The organism is Pseudomonas sp. Irchel s3a10 (genome assembly GCF_900187525.1).
Classification (GTDB): Bacteria; Pseudomonadota; Gammaproteobacteria; order Pseudomonadales; family Pseudomonadaceae; genus Aquipseudomonas; species Aquipseudomonas koreensis_G.
In genome coordinates this window covers 23704-40240 of record NZ_FYDR01000011.1, presented here as the reverse complement: position 1 = coordinate 40240, position 16537 = coordinate 23704, and the positions used below count along the sequence as shown (strand labels likewise).

Below are 16537 nucleotides of genomic sequence, written 5' to 3'. Positions count from 1 at the left end.
CGGGCACGCTTAACCGCCAGTGTTTACAGCCACCGGAGGATGTCGGGCGGTGATATCGAACAGCGTGTAGGACAGCGTCAGGTGCTTCACGTCCTTGGGCATGTCGCGGTCAACGATGAAACGCACCGGCATCTCGATCTGCTGACCCGGCTGCAGCACCTGCTGGGTAAAGCAAAAGCATTCGGTCTTGTGGAAATACGCCGCAGCGTTGCTCGGCGCGATGCTCGGCACAGCTTGCGCACTCATCGGTTTGTCGGTGGGATTGCGCGCGATGAAAATCATCTCGTTGACCGCGCCGGGGTTGGCGGTCAATTCATCGTGTTTGGGATAGAAGTCCCACGGCATGTCGGCGGTGTTGGTCGAGAGAAACTGCACGCGTACCTGGCGAGAGGTATCCACCACCTGCTCACCCTCGTACTGCCCTCCAGTCTTGCCATTGATGCCGAAGGCCTTGCACATCACGTCGTAGATCGGCACCAGGGCAAAGCCGAAGACAAACATTGCGACCACGACTCCCAGCAGCCGGATGACCAGTTTTTTCAGCGAGATCGAGTCAGCCATGATTGTCAGCCTCCACCGAGATCCCCTGTGGGAGCGGGCTTGCTCGCGAATGCCATTCATCATTCAACACATGAGTTGAATGATCTGACGCATTCGGGAGCAAGCCCCCTCCCACAAAGGCCAGGCGTTTCATTTCACTTCCGGCGGCGTGGTAAAGGTGTGATACGGCGCCGGCGACGGCACGCTCCACTCCAGGCCTTCGGCGCCATCCCACGGTTTGGCCGGGGCCGGCGCGCCACCGCGAATGGTCTTGATCACGATGAACAGGAAGAAAATCTGCGTGGCGCCGAACATGAACGCGCCGATCGAGGAGACCATGTTGAAGTCGGCGAACTGCAGGTTGTAGTCCGGAATCCGCCGTGGCATCCCCGCCAGCCCCACAAAGTGCATCGGGAAGAAGGTCAGGTTCATGCCGACGAACGACAGCCAGAAGTGCAGCTTGCCGAGGGTTTCGTCGTACATGTGCCCGGTCCACTTCGGCAGCCAGTAATAGGCCGAGGCGAAGATCCCGAAGATCGCCCCCGGCACCAGCACGTAGTGGAAGTGCGCGACCACGAAGTAGGTGTCCTGGTACTGGAAGTCCGCCGGGGCGATGGCCAGCATCAGCCCGGAGAAACCGCCGATGGAAAACAGGATCACAAACGCCACGGCAAACAGCATCGGCGTCTCGAAAGTCAGCGAGCCCTGCCACATGGTGCTGGCCCAGTTGAACACCTTCACCCCGGTGGGCACGGCGATGAGCATGGTCGCGTACATGAAGAACAACTCGCCCACCAGCGGGATGCCGACCACGAACATGTGGTGCGCCCAGACGATGAACGACAGGAACGCGATGCTCGCCGTCGCATAGACCATTGAGGTGTAGCCGAACAGCGGCTTGCGCGAGAAGGTCGGGATGATCTGGCTGACGGCGCCGAAGGCCGGCAGGATCATGATGTACACCTCGGGGTGGCCGAAGAACCAGAACACATGCTGGAACAACACCGGGTCACCGCCACCGGCGGCGCTGAAGAAACTGGTGCCGAAGTGGATGTCCATCAGCATCATCGTCACGCACCCGGCCAGTACCGGCATCACCGCGATCAGCAGAAACGCGGTGATCAGCCAGGTCCAGACGAACAGCGGCATTTTCATCAGGGTCATGCCGGGGGCGCGCAGGTTGAGGATGGTCGCGACCACGTTGATCGCGCCCATGATCGAACTGATCCCCATCAAGTGGATGGCGAAGATAAAAAACGTCACGCTTTCCGGCGCGTAAGTCGTCGACAGCGGCGCATAGAATGTCCAACCGAAGTTCGGCCCGCCACCGGCGGTGAACAGGGTTGAGACCAGCAGCAGGAATGCCGCCGGCAGCAGCCAGAAACTGAAGTTGTTCATCCGTGGCAGGGCCATGTCCGGCGCGCCGATCATCAACGGGATCATCCAGTTGGCGAGGCCGACGAACGCCGGCATCACCGCCCCGAAGACCATCACCAGGCCGTGCATGGTGGTCATCTGGTTGAAGAACGCCGGTTCGACGATCTGCAGCCCGGGCTGGAACAGCTCGGCGCGGATCACCATGGCGAACGTGCCGCCGAGCAGGAACATGCAGAACGCGAACCACAGGTACAGCGTGCCGATGTCCTTGTGGTTGGTGGTCAGGACCCAGCGCATCAGGCCTTTGGCGGGGCCGTGGGCGTGGTCGGCATGACCGTGGTCATCGATTACAGCGCTCATGGCCGGTCTCCTTTACGTGAGTGGACGGGGCGGGCCGGGGCGCGTTGCCCCGGCCGGTTCACGAAGTACGCGATAGACCGGCTCATTTGCTTTCCGCCTGTTTGAGCTCCAGCACTTCTTTTGGCGTGACCATGTCGCCTTTGTTGTTGCCCCAGGCGTTACGTTCGTAGGTCACGACCGCGGCGATATCGACCTCCGACAGCTGCTTGCCGAACGCCGCCATGGCGGTGCCGGGCTTGCCGTGGAAGACAATGCTCAAGTGATCCTTGATCGGCCCGGTGGCTATTTTCGAACCCTTGAGTGCCGGGAACATTGGCGGCAGGCCCTGACCTTCGGCCTGGTGACAGGCCACGCAGGTGGTGTGATAGACCTTGTCGCCGCGCTCCTTGAGTTCGTCGAGGGTCCATTCCTTGCTGGTCAGCTCTTTAAGCTGCGCGGCCTCGGCTTTGCGCTCGGCGAGCCATGTCTCGTAGTCGGCCTTGTCCTTGACCTCGACCACGATCGGCATGAAACCGTGATCCTTGCCGCACAATTCAGCGCACTGGCCACGGTAGAGGCCGGGCTTGTCGACGCGCGTCCAGGCTTCATTGACGAACCCCGGGATCGCATCGCGTTTGACCGCGAAGGCCGGCACCCACCAGGAGTGGATAACGTCGGCGGAGGTCACGAGGAAGCGCACCTTGGCGCCGACCGGCAGCACCAGCGGCTTGTCGACTTCGAGCAGGTAGTGCTCGCCCTTGGCTTCCTTGTTGTGGATCTGTTCGGCGGGGGTGGCCAGGTTGCTGAAGAACTCGACGTCCTGTCCCAGGTATTTGTAGTGCCACTTCCACTGGTAACCGGTGATCTGGATATCGATATCCGGCTCACTGGTGTCGTACATGCGGATCAGGGTGGCGGTCGCCGGAACCGCCATCGCCACCAGGATCAGCAGCGGCACGACAGTCCAGAGAATTTCGACGGTGGTACTTTCGTGGAATTTTGCGGCGACCTGTCCGGTCGAGCGACGATGCACGATCATCGACCAGAACATGGCGCCGAAGACGATGATCCCGATCACCACACAGATCCAGAAAATGGTCATGTGCAGGTCGAATACTGCGTGACTGATTTCAGTCGCTCCAGGCGCCATATTCACAGTCCAGGCCGCATGCGCCGGGCTGAAAATCGACCACAACAGGAGGCCCATCCAGACGTGTGGATGTCGCATCATTGCGGGTTCCCCTTATCGTTCTTGTTATCCCGGAGGCGTAACGCCTGCGGCAAGGGAGCGGCTGCATCAGACTACGAACTTGAATCGCCGGGCCTTGCTGCGGGTGCAGTCGGGCGTCATCAGCTAACTCCATTCAATGGCGAGTATAGACAGCCATCGGGAATTGCAATGTTGAGGCGTAAATGATCTGAAACAGCCGGGGCTTGCGCTCAAGGGTACGAATGGAGAAGGATGCAGACGAGTGGTGGCGAACCGATATAACGCTGCTGCATCAAGGATGAAATAATTATGACAAATGCGTCTTAGCATTTTTCGTAAGCCAGCTAACTTATGTCTTCCCTATTTCATTGCCTTGTTCCCTGGAGTTTTCATGAACACCGCCGCATTGCGCGAGCAGATCCAAAAAGCCCAAAAACACGAGAAGGAAACCGGCCTGCTGACCCGTCAGCTGGAAAGCAAACTGCCTCATTTACACCCGGCGATCCAGTTGCCGGAAGCCGACGCCAACGGCGTGCTGACGCGTTTTGTCGCCGCCTACATCGATGAAGTGCCAGACCTGCTGGATGCAGCCAATGATGTCGCCAAGGAAGCGGGAATCGAATCGCAGATCAAACCGGTGCTGAGAATCGCCGAGCAGTATTTCCTCCAGCCGCCGGCCATCATGTCCGGGCATGTCGGTCTGGACAGCCTGCTGGACGAAGCCTATCTGGCGCACCGCTTTGTAGAAGAGGTCAACGACCTGTACATCAAGCATTTAGGCCAGCCACTGATCCCCTTGGACATGACGGTCGCCAATCTGATTGCTCACCAACTGATCGGTGAGGAATTTGCCAATCAACTGGACGAAGCCGTGCATCACGCCATCGACGAGATGCTCAACGACGAGAGTTTTGCGCTGGAGTCGGTAGAAGCCTACCGCGATAAACTGAGCAGCCCGGACACCGGCGCGGCATGGAAGCGCTGGCCATGCATGGGCCGCCGCCTGGGCGTGGGCCTGGAGCTGGATCAGCCTGCCGCCTGATTCAAAGCCCAGTACAAATGCCGATTGTGGGAGGGGGCTTGCTCCCGAAGGCGGTGGATCAGTCACGATCAATGTCGACTGACCCACCGCATTCGGGAGCAAGCCCCCTCCCACAGGGGTATTTCAAGATCAGGTTTAACCTGCCGCACCGATCCCGGTATTGGTCCGAATCCGTCCCTCAAGCCGTCGCTTCAACCCGCGCGACTCGATCACCAGTTTCGACCCCTTGGCCGCATTCGCCCGGCCCCACTCTTCCAGCAATTCCAGACACGAATGGTCGATGTAGCTCAGGTTATTGAGCGGCACATGCACTGTCGTGCCCTGCGGAATACTGCCCAGCACCTGGGTCAGCGCCGGCACCTTGAGGAACGTCGCCGCGCCCACCAGACGCAATTCCATCTCGCCGTCCTGCGGCAGATCGATCAGGCTGATCTTCAGCCGCGAAGCCTTGAACGCCAGTTTCAACATCGTCAGACCGAAACCGATCAGCACACCGGTCAGCAGGTCGGTGAAGATGATCGCCAGGGCCGTGGCGGCGTAGGTGAACATCGGCATCCGCCCATAACGACCCAGGCCTCGAAACGCTTTGAGATCGACCAGTTTGAACCCGGTGTACACCAACACGCCTGCCAGACTCGCCACCGGAATGCTTTGCAGCACGCTCGACAGCAACAGCACGAACGCCAGCAGCCACAGACCATGGAAGATCGTCGAATATCGGGTGGTCGCACCGGCCTGGACGTTGGCCGAGCTGCGCACGATCACCCCGGTCATCGGCAACGCACCGACCAGACCGCAGAGCATGTTGCCGACACCTTGCGCCGACAGCTCACGGTCGAAGTCCGAGCGCACACCGCTGTGCATGCGGTCTACAGCCGCTGCAGACAACAGGGTTTCGGCGCTGGCAATGAACGCCACGGCAAAAGCCGCAATCAGCAGGGTTGGATCAGCGAGGCTGAGCAAGTCCGCCGGTTTCAGCCAGTCGATGGCTTCGGCCAGGTTCTCCGGCACTTCGACCCGTTTCACCTGCAACGCCAGCAGCAGACTGGCGCCCGTGGCCAGACCGACGCCGAGCAGAGCACCGGGAATGAAACGCAGCGAATGCGGGCGAAACTTCTCCCACAGCCACATCACCGCAATGGTCGCCAGGCCGAGCAATCCGGCCTGCCAGCCGAACGACGGCAAGGCTTGCGCCACTGCGCCGGGGAACGCCGTGAGGTTATCCAGCCCGGACGGTTGCGGTTTGGCATCGAGCATCACATGGATTTGTGAGAGCACGATCAGCACGCCAATCCCGGCGAGCATGCCGTAGACCACCGCTGGGGCCGTCACCCGAAACCAGCACCCGAGCTTCAGGCGCCCGGCCACCAGTTGCAGGAAACCGGCGAGCAACAGAATCGGCCCGAGCATCTCGATCCCGTGCTGGCGCACCAGCTCGAACACCAACACCGCCAGACCGGCCGCCGGCCCGCTGACCTGCAACGGCGAGCCCGCCAGCCAACCCACCACCAGACCGCCGATGATCCCGGTGATCAGACCTTTGGCCGGCGGCAACCCGGAAGCGATCGCAATGCCCATGCACAGCGGCAACGCGACCAGAAACACAACCACCGAAGCCAGCAGCTCCCGTGGTAACACCGCTTTCAATTGAGCAGCACGCATGATGACTCTCCCGAAGCTTTCTTCAGGCGTGGCGAAGCCGGGCCGCTGAACAGCGGCCGGCGTCATGCCACACAGATTTTTAGGAGGATTTAGAAGCGCGCTTTGGGCGTCGCCACCGGAATCGGATGGCTGCCGTCGAGCGGCAGGAAGCGTCCCTGATCCGCGTCGTAAGCTTTGATTTCACTGGTTTCGATGTTGTAGACCCAGCCATGGATGAACAGCTGACCGTTCGCCATGCGTGAGGCTACTGAAGGATGGGTACGCAAGTGCTGCAGTTGGGCGATGACGTTCTCCTCGGTGAGGATCGGCATGCTTTCTTTTTCGTCGGCGCAGTTACAGTTTTCGTGGACCATGGTTTTTGCCACTTCGGCGTGGCGCAGCCAGGCTTTGACCGTCGGCATTTTTTCCAGGCTCTCCGTATTGAGCACCGCGCGCATGGCGCCGCAATCGGAGTGGCCGCAGATGATGATGTGCTGCACGCCCAGCGCCAGCACCGCGTATTCGATGGCGGTGGAAACGCCACCGTTCATCTGGCCGTAAGGCGGTACGACGTTGCCGACGTTACGGGTCACGAACAGATCGCCCGGCGAGCTCTGGGTGATCAGCTCGGGCACGATGCGCGAGTCGGCACAGGTGATGAACATCGCCCGCGGCGATTGCGCCGTGGCGAGTTTCTTGAAGAGTTCTTCCTGCTGGGGGAAGACCTCATGATGAAAATGCAAAAAGCCGTCAACAATCGTTCGCAGCGCTGCATCGGCGGATTCCGCCCCAGGGACGGCTTGCGCCGACGCAGCCAACGGCTGTTTATCCTTGTCACTCATGATTCATCCTCTTTGGCGGATTCGGGGAGTCGTTCCCGTGTATTCCGATATGAAGCCAGTGGCTGTTTAAAACATCCGGGCCATCCCGACCCGTCAGTCACTCGATGAACAAGGTAGCCGCCGAAACTTAACTCAAACTGAATCAAGCGCTCTAGAACGTGTGTTCCAGGTCACAAAAAACGTGACTGGCGTGTTTCGACGCAAGGATTCCAAGCCTCAACCATAAGCTGATTGTCGCTAAATCAACGGCATGTGGCGACCCGGCGGACAGAAGGCCGCGCGACCAAGCCGAAGAATTTTTAATTTGATAATGGGGAGGAAGTTAGTATTAGTTGGCTTGAGTCTCATGTTAGTTGATCTATTTGTAGTCGAGTTTATTATTTTGAAATGACTAAGTTGTTGTGGCTCAATCGTTTTATTTCTATAGTTTTTTGGCGGGCATGATTAGTGTGTCCGTCTAATTAATTATTCAGGGATTGAAAAAATGACAACTCAAACTACTTTTGTTACTACCATGAATGCTCTGCGCGAATTTCATAAGGCAAGTTGCGATCATACGCCTGGGGCGCGCCGCCAAGTTCTGGTCAAACCGGTTTATCCAACGGTTTCTGCGCTCACTTCGCTGACACCGGAAGAAACCGCGGCAGTTGAAGGCTTGAAAGAAGATTCGCAAAGAAACGGTGCCGTTAACACCAATGAAATTCAGAATCAGATCACCGCGGACACCGAGCGGTTCAAGGAAAGCGGTGGTGGTGACGCTGCCAGCGAGGAGTTCAGGAAGCGTATGGAGGAGAAGCGTGCAGCGCAGAAAGAATCTTCCAACAAAATGATCGATGATATGTTCGATAAGGCTATTGATATTGGTGAAAAGTATCCGGCGACTCAGGGGGCAATCCTTTCTGTATCGGACCAGATCATGGCGTTTTTCAGCAAGTTATACAACGAGATCTATTTCTGGGTCAGCAATATTGTTGAGCAGTTTGTCGAGTGGGTGAAAAACGCTTGGGAAAACATCAAGAATACCGCCCGCCGCATCGTCGACTGGATCAGTAACTGGTTCAAGTAACAGCTTCTCCGAAGCCAGTAGTTCTAAATAATCGCTTGATGGAGCCAGACTCCATCAGGCGATTTTTTATTGTTTTGCGCTCTGCCTACAGCAGAGCCATTTGTGCCCCTGGCGGACAGAAGGCCGTGCAGTCGAGGTTATAGCCCTCACGATGGTTTAAACCGAGACGTTTAATGGCTTTGGCGAAACGTTGCGCCAGCAGGTCGGCGAACGGTCCCTCGCCACGCATTCTCGCGCCGAAACGGCTGTCGTAGAGCTCGCCGCCTCGGCTCTGGCGGATCAGGCTCAGGACATGGGCCGCGCGCTGCGGATAGTGCGCCTGCAACCATTCCTCGAACAACGGCGCCACTTCCAGCGGCAGGCGCAGCATCATGTACGCGGCGCTTTGCGCACCAGCCGCATGGGCTTCGGTCAGCAGGCTCTCGATTTCGCTGTCGTTGATCATCGGAATCATCGGCGAACACAGCACCCCCACCGGAATGCCCGCTTCGCGCATCACCCGGATCGCCCGCAGCCGTGCTTTCGGCGCAGCGGCTCGCGGTTCGAGGATGCGTTTGAGTTCGTCGTCGAGGGTGGTAAGGCTGATCATCACCGCCACCAGCCGTTGCTGCGCCAATTCGGTGAGCAGGTCGAGGTCGCGCAAAATCAGCGAGCCCTTGGTGACAATGGTCACCGGATGCCGGTAGCGCAGCAGCACTTCAAGGGTCTGCCGGGTGATCTTGTGCTCGCGTTCGATGGGCTGATACGGATCGGTGTTGGAGCCAAGGTTGATTGGCGCGCACTGGTAACCGCGTTTGTTCAACTGTTGTTCCAGCACCTGGGCGGCGTTGGTCTTGGCGATCAGCCGGGTTTCGAAATCCAGCCCCGGCGACATGTCCCAATAGGCATGGCTTGGTCGCGCATAGCAATAGATGCAACCGTGCTCGCAACCGCGATAAGGATTGATCGACCGATCAAAGGGCAGGTCCGGCGAGGTGTTGCGGGTGATGATGGTTTTCGCGGTCTCGATCATCACCTCGGTGTTCTGCGTCTCCGGCACTTCCTGATACCAGCCGTCGTCCTCGGCTACCGAACGGTTCGGTGCAAAGCGGTTGTGCGGGTTGGTCGCGGTGCCGCGACCCCGTGGTGGCAATGGAGTAGACATGAAAACGCCCCGATACTGTATATGCACACAGTATCGGGGCGTTGCTCATCTGGCTAGTGCCGTCGGGCGACTGGTCAGTTGTGTTGCGTGACCTGACCGAGGTCATCGCCGGAGGTGTGCTTCATATCCTCCTTGCGTAGTTCGGCAACGTCAGCGGCGTTCACCGGCGCACCTTTGTTGCCCCAGCTGCCACGGATGAAACTCACCACATCCGCCACTTCCTGATCCGACAACCGCCAGGCGAAACCCGGCATGGTGAAGGTCGAGGGTGCCGTGTGCGTCGCCGGCAAGGTACCGCCCTTGAGCACGATGTGGATCAGCGATGTCGGATCCTCCGATTGCAGCACCGGATTGCCCGCCAGCGCCGGGAACACCCGGGTGTAGCCATGGCCGTCGGTACGGTGGCAGGCCGCGCAGTTGTCGATGTACACCGCTGCGCCGCGCTGGCTGTCGTCGCCGTTCCACAGGGCTTTGGCCGCTTTCTCGTCGTACTGGTGCGGCTGATCGTTTGGATCAACTGCCGGCAGCGACTTGAGGTAGCGGGCGATCGCGGTCAGGTCGGCGTCGGTCATGTATTGCATGCTGTGGGTGACCACATCGCTCATGCCGCCGAACACTGCACTGCGGTCGCTGCGGCCGGTCTTGAGAAATTGCACCAGCTGCTCTTCGCTCCAGCTGCCCAGGCCATCCTTGTGATCACCCCGCAGACTTTTAGCGATCCAGCCTTCCAGCGGTGCACTGCCGGCGAGGAAGTTGTTGCCGTCCGCCGCGCTCAGGGATTTTTCCTGCATGGTCAGCGCCCGTGGCGTATGGCAGGCGCCGCAATGGCCGAGGCCTTCGACCAGATAGGCGCCACGATCGATCACCGGATCAGCCGAGGTGGTCTTGTAGTCCTCGACCTTCGGCGCAAACAGCCAGCGCCAGCCCATCAACGGCCAGCGCATGCTGAGCGGCCATGGAATGTCGCTGGCTTTGTTCTCCTGCGCCACCGGCTCGACGCCGTGCATGAAGTAGGCGTACAGCGCCTGCATGTCGGTTTCGCTGACCCGGGCGTAGGACGGATACGGCATCGCCGGGTACAACGTACTACCGTTTTTGGCGACGCCGTGGCGCACCGCTTTGTCGAAGTCCTCGAAGCTGTAATCACCGACGCCGGTTTTGTCCGGGGTGATGTTGGTCGAGTAGATCGTGCCGATCGGCGTTTCCATCGGCAGGCCGCCGGCGAACGGCTTGCCGTTCTTGGCGGTGTGGCAGGCCACGCAGTCACCCGCGCGGGCAAGGTATTCGCCTTGTTTGATCAACGCCTGATCGACGTCGGCGGCGTGTACAGCCGCGCTGCCGAGCAGGGCCAGGGTCGCGATAACGATATTCTTCATAGTCATCGCTCCTTATGCCTGAACCAGCGGGCCGGGGTTTTTCAGGTACTGCTCGCGGATTGCCTTGGCCGACCAGTAGGTCAACGCCGCGACCAGCCCGGTCGGGTTGTAACCCAAGCCCTGCGGGAACGCCGACGCGCCCGGTACGAAAACGTTGTGCACGTCCCAGCTCTGCAGGTAACGGTTCAGGGCGCTCTTCTTCGGATCGGTGCCCATGATTGCGCCGCCGTTGAGGTGGGTGGTCTGGTAGGCCGCGGTGTTGAAGTGATCACCGACCTGCTTGCCGATCACCGCGATGGCTTTCGGGCCCATGGCTTGAGCGACCTTGCCCATTTTCTCGACCATGAAGCGGTTCATCTTGATGTCGTTTTCCTGCCAGTCGAAGGTCATGCGCAGCAGCGGCAAGCCGTAGGCATCGCGGTACACCGGATCCAGATCGAGGTAGTTGCCACGGTAGGACTGGTGCGCGCCGTGGGCGTCCATCGACACCTGGTGGGTGTAGTAATCGGCGGTCGCGCGCTTCCACTGGCTACCCCAGGCCGGGGTGCCGGGCGGGTTCGAGGTGCCGGCAATCGGGCGGCTGCCCGCCTGGTTGACCCACATTGGCGAGCCACCGACGAAGCCGTGCGGGCCGTGGTCAAAGTTGTCGGCGTTGAAATCGTCCAGCGCCACGCCGTTGCCGCCGGCACCGATGAAGTTGTTGGTGTGGGTGTCCTTGTCGAAGAACGCCTTGATGGTCGCCATGTTCTGGTAGGCGAAGTTACGCCCGACCACGCCTTCGCCGCTGATCGGGTCGTACGGTTTGCCGATGCCCGACAGCAGCATCAGCCGCACGTTGTGCAGCTGGAAGGCGCCGAGGATCACCAGATCCGCCGGTTGCTCGATCTCGCGGCCCTGGCCGTCGATGTAAGTCACGCCGGTGGCCTTGGACTTGGTGCTGTCGAGGTTGACCCGCAGCACATGCGAGTTGGGCCGCAGCTCGAAATTCGGCAGCGGCTTGAGCGCCGGCAGAATGTTCACGTTCGGCGAGGCCTTGGAGTACATGTAGCAAACGTAACCGCTGCAGAACCCGCAGAAGTTGCACGGGCCCATCTGTGCGCCGTAAGGATTGGTGTACGGGCCTGAAGTATTCGCGGAGGGCAGGTTGTAGGGTTTGTAACCGACCTCTGTCGCCGCTTTGCCGAACAGCTGTGCGGAAACGGTGTTCTTCTGCGCTTCCAACGGGAACGGATTGGAGCGATCCGGTGCGTAAGGGTTACCGCCCTTGCCCTGACCGACCAGTTGGCCCTTCACGGTCCAGGCCTGGCCGGAGGTGCCGAAGACTTTTTCGGCGAAATCGAAGAACGGCTCCAGCTCTTCATAGCTGACGCCGAAGTCCTGGATGGTCATGTCCTTGGGGATGAAGCTCTTGCCGTAACGCTCTTCGTAGTGGCTGCGCATACGCAGTTCGATCGGATCGACGCGAAAGTGCACGCCCGACCAGTGCAGACCGGCGCCGCCGACGCCATTGCCCGGCAGGAACGCACCCAACTGGCGGTTCGGCAGGGCGATGTCGTTGACGCTGTGGCGGATGGTGACGGTTTCTTTCGAGATATCCTGAAAGAGTTTCTTGCGCACGCTGTAGGTGAGTTCGTCGATCACCTGCGGATAGTTGCCGTCGGGGTAGGTGTCCTGCATCGGCCCGCGCTCCAGCGCCAGCACGTTGAGCCCGGCCTCGGTCAGCTCCTTGGCCATGATCGCGCCAGTCCAGCCAAAACCGACGATCACGGCGTCGACCTTCTTCATTACGGTTGCCATGCTCAAGCCCTCTCGCCGCGAATCGACACTGCCGGGAAGGGGTATTGCTCGTTGCGTTCTACCCAATCCATGAAATCGGCGCGGGCGCCGGGAAAGCCGATCATGGTCCAGCCGACCATGCCTTTATTGCCGCCGTGGATCGGGTCGCAGAAGAACCCTTCCTTGGTGTTTTGCAGCAGCAGATTGAAGAAAATCTTCGCTGGAACCGCATCGAACTGCGGTTTTCCGGCTTCGAGCTGCTTGAGCAAATTCTCTCGGGTAGCGCTGTCTTGCTCGGCAAATGTTTTACCGTTGAGGGATTTTGCCCACTGATCCGTGGCAGCGATGCCCAGGCGATAGATCTCTTTTGGCACCAGTTTGCTCTGCCAGCCCATCTCCGGCGCGGCGTCGGCGTTGAACGGGCCTTGCATGTACCAGAGAGCACCGGCGGCATACGGGGTGTTCATCTGGCGGTCGATGTATTCCGGCACGCCGGCTTCCAGGGCGCCCGGGCCTTGCTCGTCGTTGGGGATCAAGTGCGCTACGGCGGCGTTGATGAAGGCCCATTCCTCGGCGGTGAAATAGCTTGGCTGGTAAGCGCTGGCATCCGCCTTGGCAGGGGATGCTGCGGGCGTCGCCGGGGCCGCCTCGGGCGCCGCTTGCAACACGCTGCTGCCCAAGCCGGTACCGGCAAGGGTGACCACAGGAATCAGGGTCAGGGATTTGCGCAAGAACTCACGCCGCGGGTTGTCTCGATCTGCATCAGACATGGGGTGCACCTCATCAGGCATTGATGGTTGTCCGTTTCTGCGAACGGCTTGAGCATTTTTTCGTCGCGGCGTGGGGCCCGTTTGACCGGGAAAAGGGGGACGCCTGCAACATCGTGTGACAAATGGTAGCAGGCTATGCATCGTGATAAACCGATTCAGCGGAAAAAAGCCGCCGGTTTTTATGCGTGTCTCAATGAAATCGCACGGATTCACAATTCTTTGACAAGTGCCTCACAGGGCTTTGACCGTGAGACGCACAAGCTGCGAGGCCTTTCGTTATGAATTCCGATACGGTCAGCCCAGCATGCCTCGAGTGCGCCTTTTCCCTGCTTTGTGTTTGTCGATTGTTGCGCTGCTGCACCTGATTCCGGCCCAGGCTGACGCTGCTGCACCCTCGCGTCCTCCGGAGTGGGCGCAACCGGTGCAAGTGCAATACAACCTGTTCCAGATGTCGCCAACGCTGTACCGCAGCGCCTTGCCCGATGGCGGTGTGGTGCCGTTGCTGAAGAACCTGAAAGTGGCGACGGTGATCAACTTCCTGCCGGAAGCCGATAGCCGTTGGCTGTCTGAGCCCGACATCAATCAAGTGCAATTGCCTTATCACACCAACCATGTCGATGACGCCGATGTGCTCAAAACGTTACGCGCGATTCAGGCTGCCGAAGCCAATGGCCCGGTGCTGATGCACTGCAAACATGGTTCCGACCGCACCGGCCTGATGGCGGCGATGTACCGGATCGTGGTGCAGGGCTGGAGCAAGGAAGACGCGCTGAACGAAATGACTCAGGGTGGTTTTGGTGAAAGCGGCCATTTCAAGGATGGCGTGCGTTATGTGATGCAGGCTGATGTCGACAAACTGCGCATCGCCCTGGCCAACGGCGACTGCAGCACCAGTGCCTTTGCCACCTGCTCGATGAAGAGTTGGTTCCAGTCGGTCGACCTCAAGTAGGCCGCACCCTCCACGGCATTGCACCGTGGAGGGTCATTCGCCGGCTCAGTCTTCGGACTTTTTCTTCAGCTTCGGATTCGGAAAGAACTGCACGGCCTGGACGGTTTTGTCCGGCGCCGGCTTGAGCGCGCTGGTATTGACCCGCGTGCCCAGTTCCTTGGGAACCGACAGCCCCTGCTCGTTCAGCGTATCCGAGTAACCACAGGCCACGCACTCACGGTGCGGCACGCTGTCCTCGTTCCACATCATCAACTTGTCCGGCTCGCTGCACGCCGGGCAGACGGCCCCGGCGATAAAGCGCTTCTTGGTAATCACAGGTGCCTCACTCATGCTGCCGCGTCCTCACTCAGGCCGCTATGGCGCAAGAGTGCGTCAATCGATGGCTCACGGCCACGGAAGTCGACGAACAGCACCATCGGTGCCTGCGAGCCGCCGCGCGCGAGAATTGCTTCGCGGAAGGCGCGACCGGTCTCGGCATTGAGCACGCCGTCTTCTTCGAACCTGGAGAAGGCATCCGCCGACAGCACTTCCGCCCACTTGTAGCTGTAATAGCCCGCCGCGTAACCGCCGGCGAAGATGTGCGCGAAGCTGTTGGGGAAGCGGTTGTACGCCGGTGGACGCATCACCGACACCTCGTCGCGCACGCCTTCCAGTACTTGCGCCACGCTGCGACCGTCACCATGGGTGGCGTGCAGTTCGAAGTCGAACAGCGAGAATTCCAGCTGCCGCACCATCATCAGGCCGGACTGGAAGTTCTTCGCCGCGAGCATTTTCTCCAGCAGGTCTTGCGGCAGCGGCTCGCCGGTTTCGTAGTGACCGGAGATCAGCGCCAGGCCTTCCGGCTCCCAGCACCAGTTTTCCATGAACTGGCTTGGCAGCTCGACCGCATCCCACGCCACGCCGTTGATCCCGGAAACACCGGCGTGATCAACGCGGGTCAGCAGGTGGTGCAGGCCGTGACCGAATTCGTGGAACAGGGTGGTCACTTCATCGTGGGTCAGCAGCGCAGGCTTGCCGCTGTCGGCCGGGGTGAAGTTGCACACCAGGTTGGCCACCGGGCTTTGCAGTACGCCGTCAACGGTGCGGCGACGGTCGCGGGCACCGTCCATCCATGCACCGCCGCGCTTGTTGGCGCGGGCGTAGAGGTCAAAGAAGAAGCGGCCGACGTGCTGGCCGTTTTCTTTGATCTCGAACAGGCGCACGTCCGGATGCCAGGTGTCGAAGCCTTTCAGTTCGGCGATTTCGATGCCGTACAGACGCTGAACGATAGCGAACAGACCGCCGAGGACTTTATCGATCGGGAAGTAGGCGCGCAGGGTTTCCTGAGCGACGCTGTAGCGTTGCTCGCGAAGTTTTTCCCCGTAGAAACCACTGTCCCAGCTTTGCAGATCGGCGCAGCCCTGTTCGGCGGCATAGGCGCGCAGCTGCTGCAGATCCTGCGCGGCGAACGGCTTGCTGCGCTTGGCCAGGTCGCGCAGGAAGCTCAGCACCTGATCGCTGGACTCGGCCATTTTCGTGGCCAGACTCAGCTCGGAGAAACTGGCGAAACCCAACAGTCTGGCCAGTTCCTGACGCAGGTCGAGGATCTCTTCCATGACCGGGCCGTTATCGTTCTGCCCGGCATTCGGGCCTTGATCCGACGCACGGGTGCAGTAGGCGGCATAGACTTCTTCACGCAGCGCGCGGTCCTGGGCGTAGGTCATCACCGCGTAGTAGCTCGGGAATTCCAGGGTGATCAGCCAGCCATCGAGGCCTTTGGCCTGGGCGGCGGCAGCCATTTGCGCCTTGGCCGAATCAGTCAGGCCGGCGAGGGCCGCTTCGTCGGTGATGTGCTTGGTCCAGGCTTGCGTGGCGTCGAGCAGCTGGTTGGAGAAGCGGCTGCCCAGCTCGGACAGTTTGCTTTGCACTTCGGCGTAACGCTTCTGTTCGGCTTCCGGCAGGTCGATACCCGACAGACGGAAATCACGCAGGGCGTGTTCCAGAATGGTTTTTTGCGCCACATCGAAACCGGCGGCTTCCGGGCTGCTGGCCAGCGCTTCATAGGCCTGGAACAGTTCGCGGTTCTGGCCCATCTCGGTGGAGTAGGCGCTCAGGGCCGGCAGGCACGACTCGTAGGCTTCGCGCAGTTCAGCGCTGTTGCACACGGCGTTGAGGTGGCTGACCGGGCTCCAGGCAGCGCCAAGGCGATCGTTGAGTTCGTCCATCGCCAATACCAGGCCGGCCCAGGTCGGGTTTTGAACCTGGGTCTTGAGAATTTCGGTGATGGCGGCGCGGTTGTCGGCCAGGATCGTTTCGATGGCTGGCAGCACGTGTTCGGCACGGATCGTGGAGAACGGCGGCAGGTCGTAGGACTGCAGAAGAGGGTTGTTCACGCTCACGGTTGGCACCTTGGCTGGAAGAAACATGCACCCATCTTAATTACAATCGACACTCACCGCAGCTATCGGCGACAGAGAGAGAACTTA

General features: G+C 60.1%; 14 protein-coding genes. 3 read left to right on the top strand and 11 right to left on the bottom strand.

What is annotated here, in order from left to right:
* Nucleotides 1-9: 9 nt before the first annotated feature.
* The 3 genes from CKW11_RS24375 to coxB all read right to left on the bottom strand — a co-directional run bounded on the left by CKW11_RS24375 (nt 10) and on the right by coxB (nt 3487).
* A complete protein-coding gene (locus CKW11_RS24375; RefSeq protein ID WP_095139728.1) occupies nt 10-561 on the bottom strand; it encodes a cytochrome c oxidase assembly protein in 552 nt (183 codons plus the stop codon).
* A gap of 129 nt (nt 562-690) precedes the next feature.
* Nucleotides 691-2277 carry a cytochrome c oxidase subunit I gene (ctaD, locus tag CKW11_RS24370; RefSeq protein WP_047597053.1) on the bottom strand — a complete coding sequence of 529 codons (1587 nt, stop codon included), beginning with the start codon at nt 2275-2277 and terminating at the stop codon, nt 691-693.
* An 82-nt stretch (nt 2278-2359) separates the two neighbouring features.
* Nucleotides 2360-3487, bottom strand: a complete 1128-nt coding sequence (gene coxB, locus CKW11_RS24365; protein WP_095139727.1) for a cytochrome c oxidase subunit II — start codon at nt 3485-3487, stop codon at nt 2360-2362.
* A gap of 370 nt (nt 3488-3857) precedes the next feature.
* Between coxB and CKW11_RS24360 the strand changes: the two genes are divergently transcribed.
* Nucleotides 3858-4508 carry a hypothetical protein gene (locus tag CKW11_RS24360; protein WP_095139726.1) on the top strand — a complete coding sequence of 217 codons (651 nt, stop codon included), beginning with the start codon at nt 3858-3860 and terminating at the stop codon, nt 4506-4508.
* A 135-nt stretch (nt 4509-4643) separates the two neighbouring features.
* Here the strand turns inward: CKW11_RS24360 and CKW11_RS24355 are convergent, their stop codons facing one another.
* Nucleotides 4644-6170 (bottom strand): SulP family inorganic anion transporter, encoded by a 1527-nt coding sequence (locus CKW11_RS24355; RefSeq protein ID WP_095139725.1) that lies wholly within the window; start codon nt 6168-6170, stop codon nt 4644-4646.
* Nucleotides 6171-6259: 89 nt separating this feature from the next.
* Nucleotides 6260-6991, bottom strand: coding sequence for a carbonic anhydrase (locus CKW11_RS24350; protein ID WP_095139724.1), 732 nt, complete (start codon nt 6989-6991; stop codon nt 6260-6262).
* A gap of 484 nt (nt 6992-7475) precedes the next feature.
* Here CKW11_RS24350 and CKW11_RS24345 point away from each other — a divergent pair, with 484 nt between their 5' ends.
* The gene (locus tag CKW11_RS24345) at nt 7476-8057 is read left to right on the top strand and encodes a hypothetical protein (RefSeq protein ID WP_143500105.1); all 582 of its coding nucleotides are present in this window, start codon (nt 7476-7478) and stop codon (nt 8055-8057) included.
* An 85-nt stretch (nt 8058-8142) separates the two neighbouring features.
* On the opposite strand, the gene CKW11_RS24340 is transcribed toward CKW11_RS24345, so the two are convergent.
* From CKW11_RS24340 to CKW11_RS24325, 4 genes are all read right to left on the bottom strand, one after another.
* The gene (locus CKW11_RS24340; protein ID WP_095139722.1) at nt 8143-9201 is read right to left on the bottom strand and encodes a PA0069 family radical SAM protein; all 1059 of its coding nucleotides are present in this window, start codon (nt 9199-9201) and stop codon (nt 8143-8145) included.
* Nucleotides 9202-9275: 74 nt separating this feature from the next.
* The gene (locus CKW11_RS24335; RefSeq protein ID WP_095139721.1) at nt 9276-10577 is read right to left on the bottom strand and encodes a cytochrome c; all 1302 of its coding nucleotides are present in this window, start codon (nt 10575-10577) and stop codon (nt 9276-9278) included.
* A gap of 12 nt (nt 10578-10589) precedes the next feature.
* Nucleotides 10590-12374 (bottom strand): GMC family oxidoreductase, encoded by a 1785-nt coding sequence (locus CKW11_RS24330; RefSeq protein ID WP_047597066.1) that lies wholly within the window; start codon nt 12372-12374, stop codon nt 10590-10592.
* A gap of 2 nt (nt 12375-12376) precedes the next feature.
* Nucleotides 12377-13123 carry a gluconate 2-dehydrogenase subunit 3 family protein gene (locus CKW11_RS24325; RefSeq protein ID WP_095139720.1) on the bottom strand — a complete coding sequence of 249 codons (747 nt, stop codon included), beginning with the start codon at nt 13121-13123 and terminating at the stop codon, nt 12377-12379.
* 304 nt (nt 13124-13427) lie between these two features.
* On the opposite strand from CKW11_RS24325, the gene CKW11_RS24320 reads away from it, so the two are divergent.
* The gene (locus CKW11_RS24320; protein ID WP_095139719.1) at nt 13428-14072 is read left to right on the top strand and encodes a dual specificity protein phosphatase family protein; all 645 of its coding nucleotides are present in this window, start codon (nt 13428-13430) and stop codon (nt 14070-14072) included.
* 45 nt (nt 14073-14117) lie between these two features.
* Here the strand turns inward: CKW11_RS24320 and CKW11_RS24315 are convergent, their stop codons facing one another.
* Both CKW11_RS24315 and prlC read right to left on the bottom strand, forming a co-directional pair.
* Nucleotides 14118-14402, bottom strand: coding sequence for a YheV family putative zinc ribbon protein (locus CKW11_RS24315; RefSeq protein WP_007962808.1), 285 nt, complete (start codon nt 14400-14402; stop codon nt 14118-14120).
* Nucleotides 14399-16477, bottom strand: a complete 2079-nt coding sequence (gene prlC / locus CKW11_RS24310) for an oligopeptidase A (protein WP_177440036.1) — start codon at nt 16475-16477, stop codon at nt 14399-14401. Before prlC ends, CKW11_RS24315 begins: the two co-directional genes overlap by 4 nt.
* Nucleotides 16478-16537 lie beyond the last annotated feature (60 nt).

Coding starts and splice junctions, on each gene's coding strand:
- CKW11_RS24375 (WP_095139728.1), bottom strand. CDS start 561: ATGGCTGACTCGATCTCGCTGAAAAAACTGGTCATCCGGCTGCTGGGA.
- ctaD (WP_047597053.1), bottom strand. CDS start 2,277: ATGAGCGCTGTAATCGATGACCACGGTCATGCCGACCACGCCCACGGC.
- coxB (WP_095139727.1), bottom strand. CDS start 3,487: ATGATGCGACATCCACACGTCTGGATGGGCCTCCTGTTGTGGTCGATT.
- CKW11_RS24360 (WP_095139726.1), top strand. CDS start 3,858: ATGAACACCGCCGCATTGCGCGAGCAGATCCAAAAAGCCCAAAAACAC.
- CKW11_RS24355 (WP_095139725.1), bottom strand. CDS start 6,170: ATGCGTGCTGCTCAATTGAAAGCGGTGTTACCACGGGAGCTGCTGGCT.
- CKW11_RS24350 (WP_095139724.1), bottom strand. CDS start 6,991: ATGAGTGACAAGGATAAACAGCCGTTGGCTGCGTCGGCGCAAGCCGTC.
- CKW11_RS24345 (WP_143500105.1), top strand. CDS start 7,476: ATGACAACTCAAACTACTTTTGTTACTACCATGAATGCTCTGCGCGAA.
- CKW11_RS24340 (WP_095139722.1), bottom strand. CDS start 9,201: ATGTCTACTCCATTGCCACCACGGGGTCGCGGCACCGCGACCAACCCG.
- CKW11_RS24335 (WP_095139721.1), bottom strand. CDS start 10,577: ATGAAGAATATCGTTATCGCGACCCTGGCCCTGCTCGGCAGCGCGGCT.
- CKW11_RS24330 (WP_047597066.1), bottom strand. CDS start 12,374: ATGGCAACCGTAATGAAGAAGGTCGACGCCGTGATCGTCGGTTTTGGC.
- CKW11_RS24325 (WP_095139720.1), bottom strand. CDS start 13,123: ATGTCTGATGCAGATCGAGACAACCCGCGGCGTGAGTTCTTGCGCAAA.
- CKW11_RS24320 (WP_095139719.1), top strand. CDS start 13,428: ATGCCTCGAGTGCGCCTTTTCCCTGCTTTGTGTTTGTCGATTGTTGCG.
- CKW11_RS24315 (WP_007962808.1), bottom strand. CDS start 14,402: ATGAGTGAGGCACCTGTGATTACCAAGAAGCGCTTTATCGCCGGGGCC.
- prlC (WP_177440036.1), bottom strand. CDS start 16,477: ATGTTTCTTCCAGCCAAGGTGCCAACCGTGAGCGTGAACAACCCTCTT.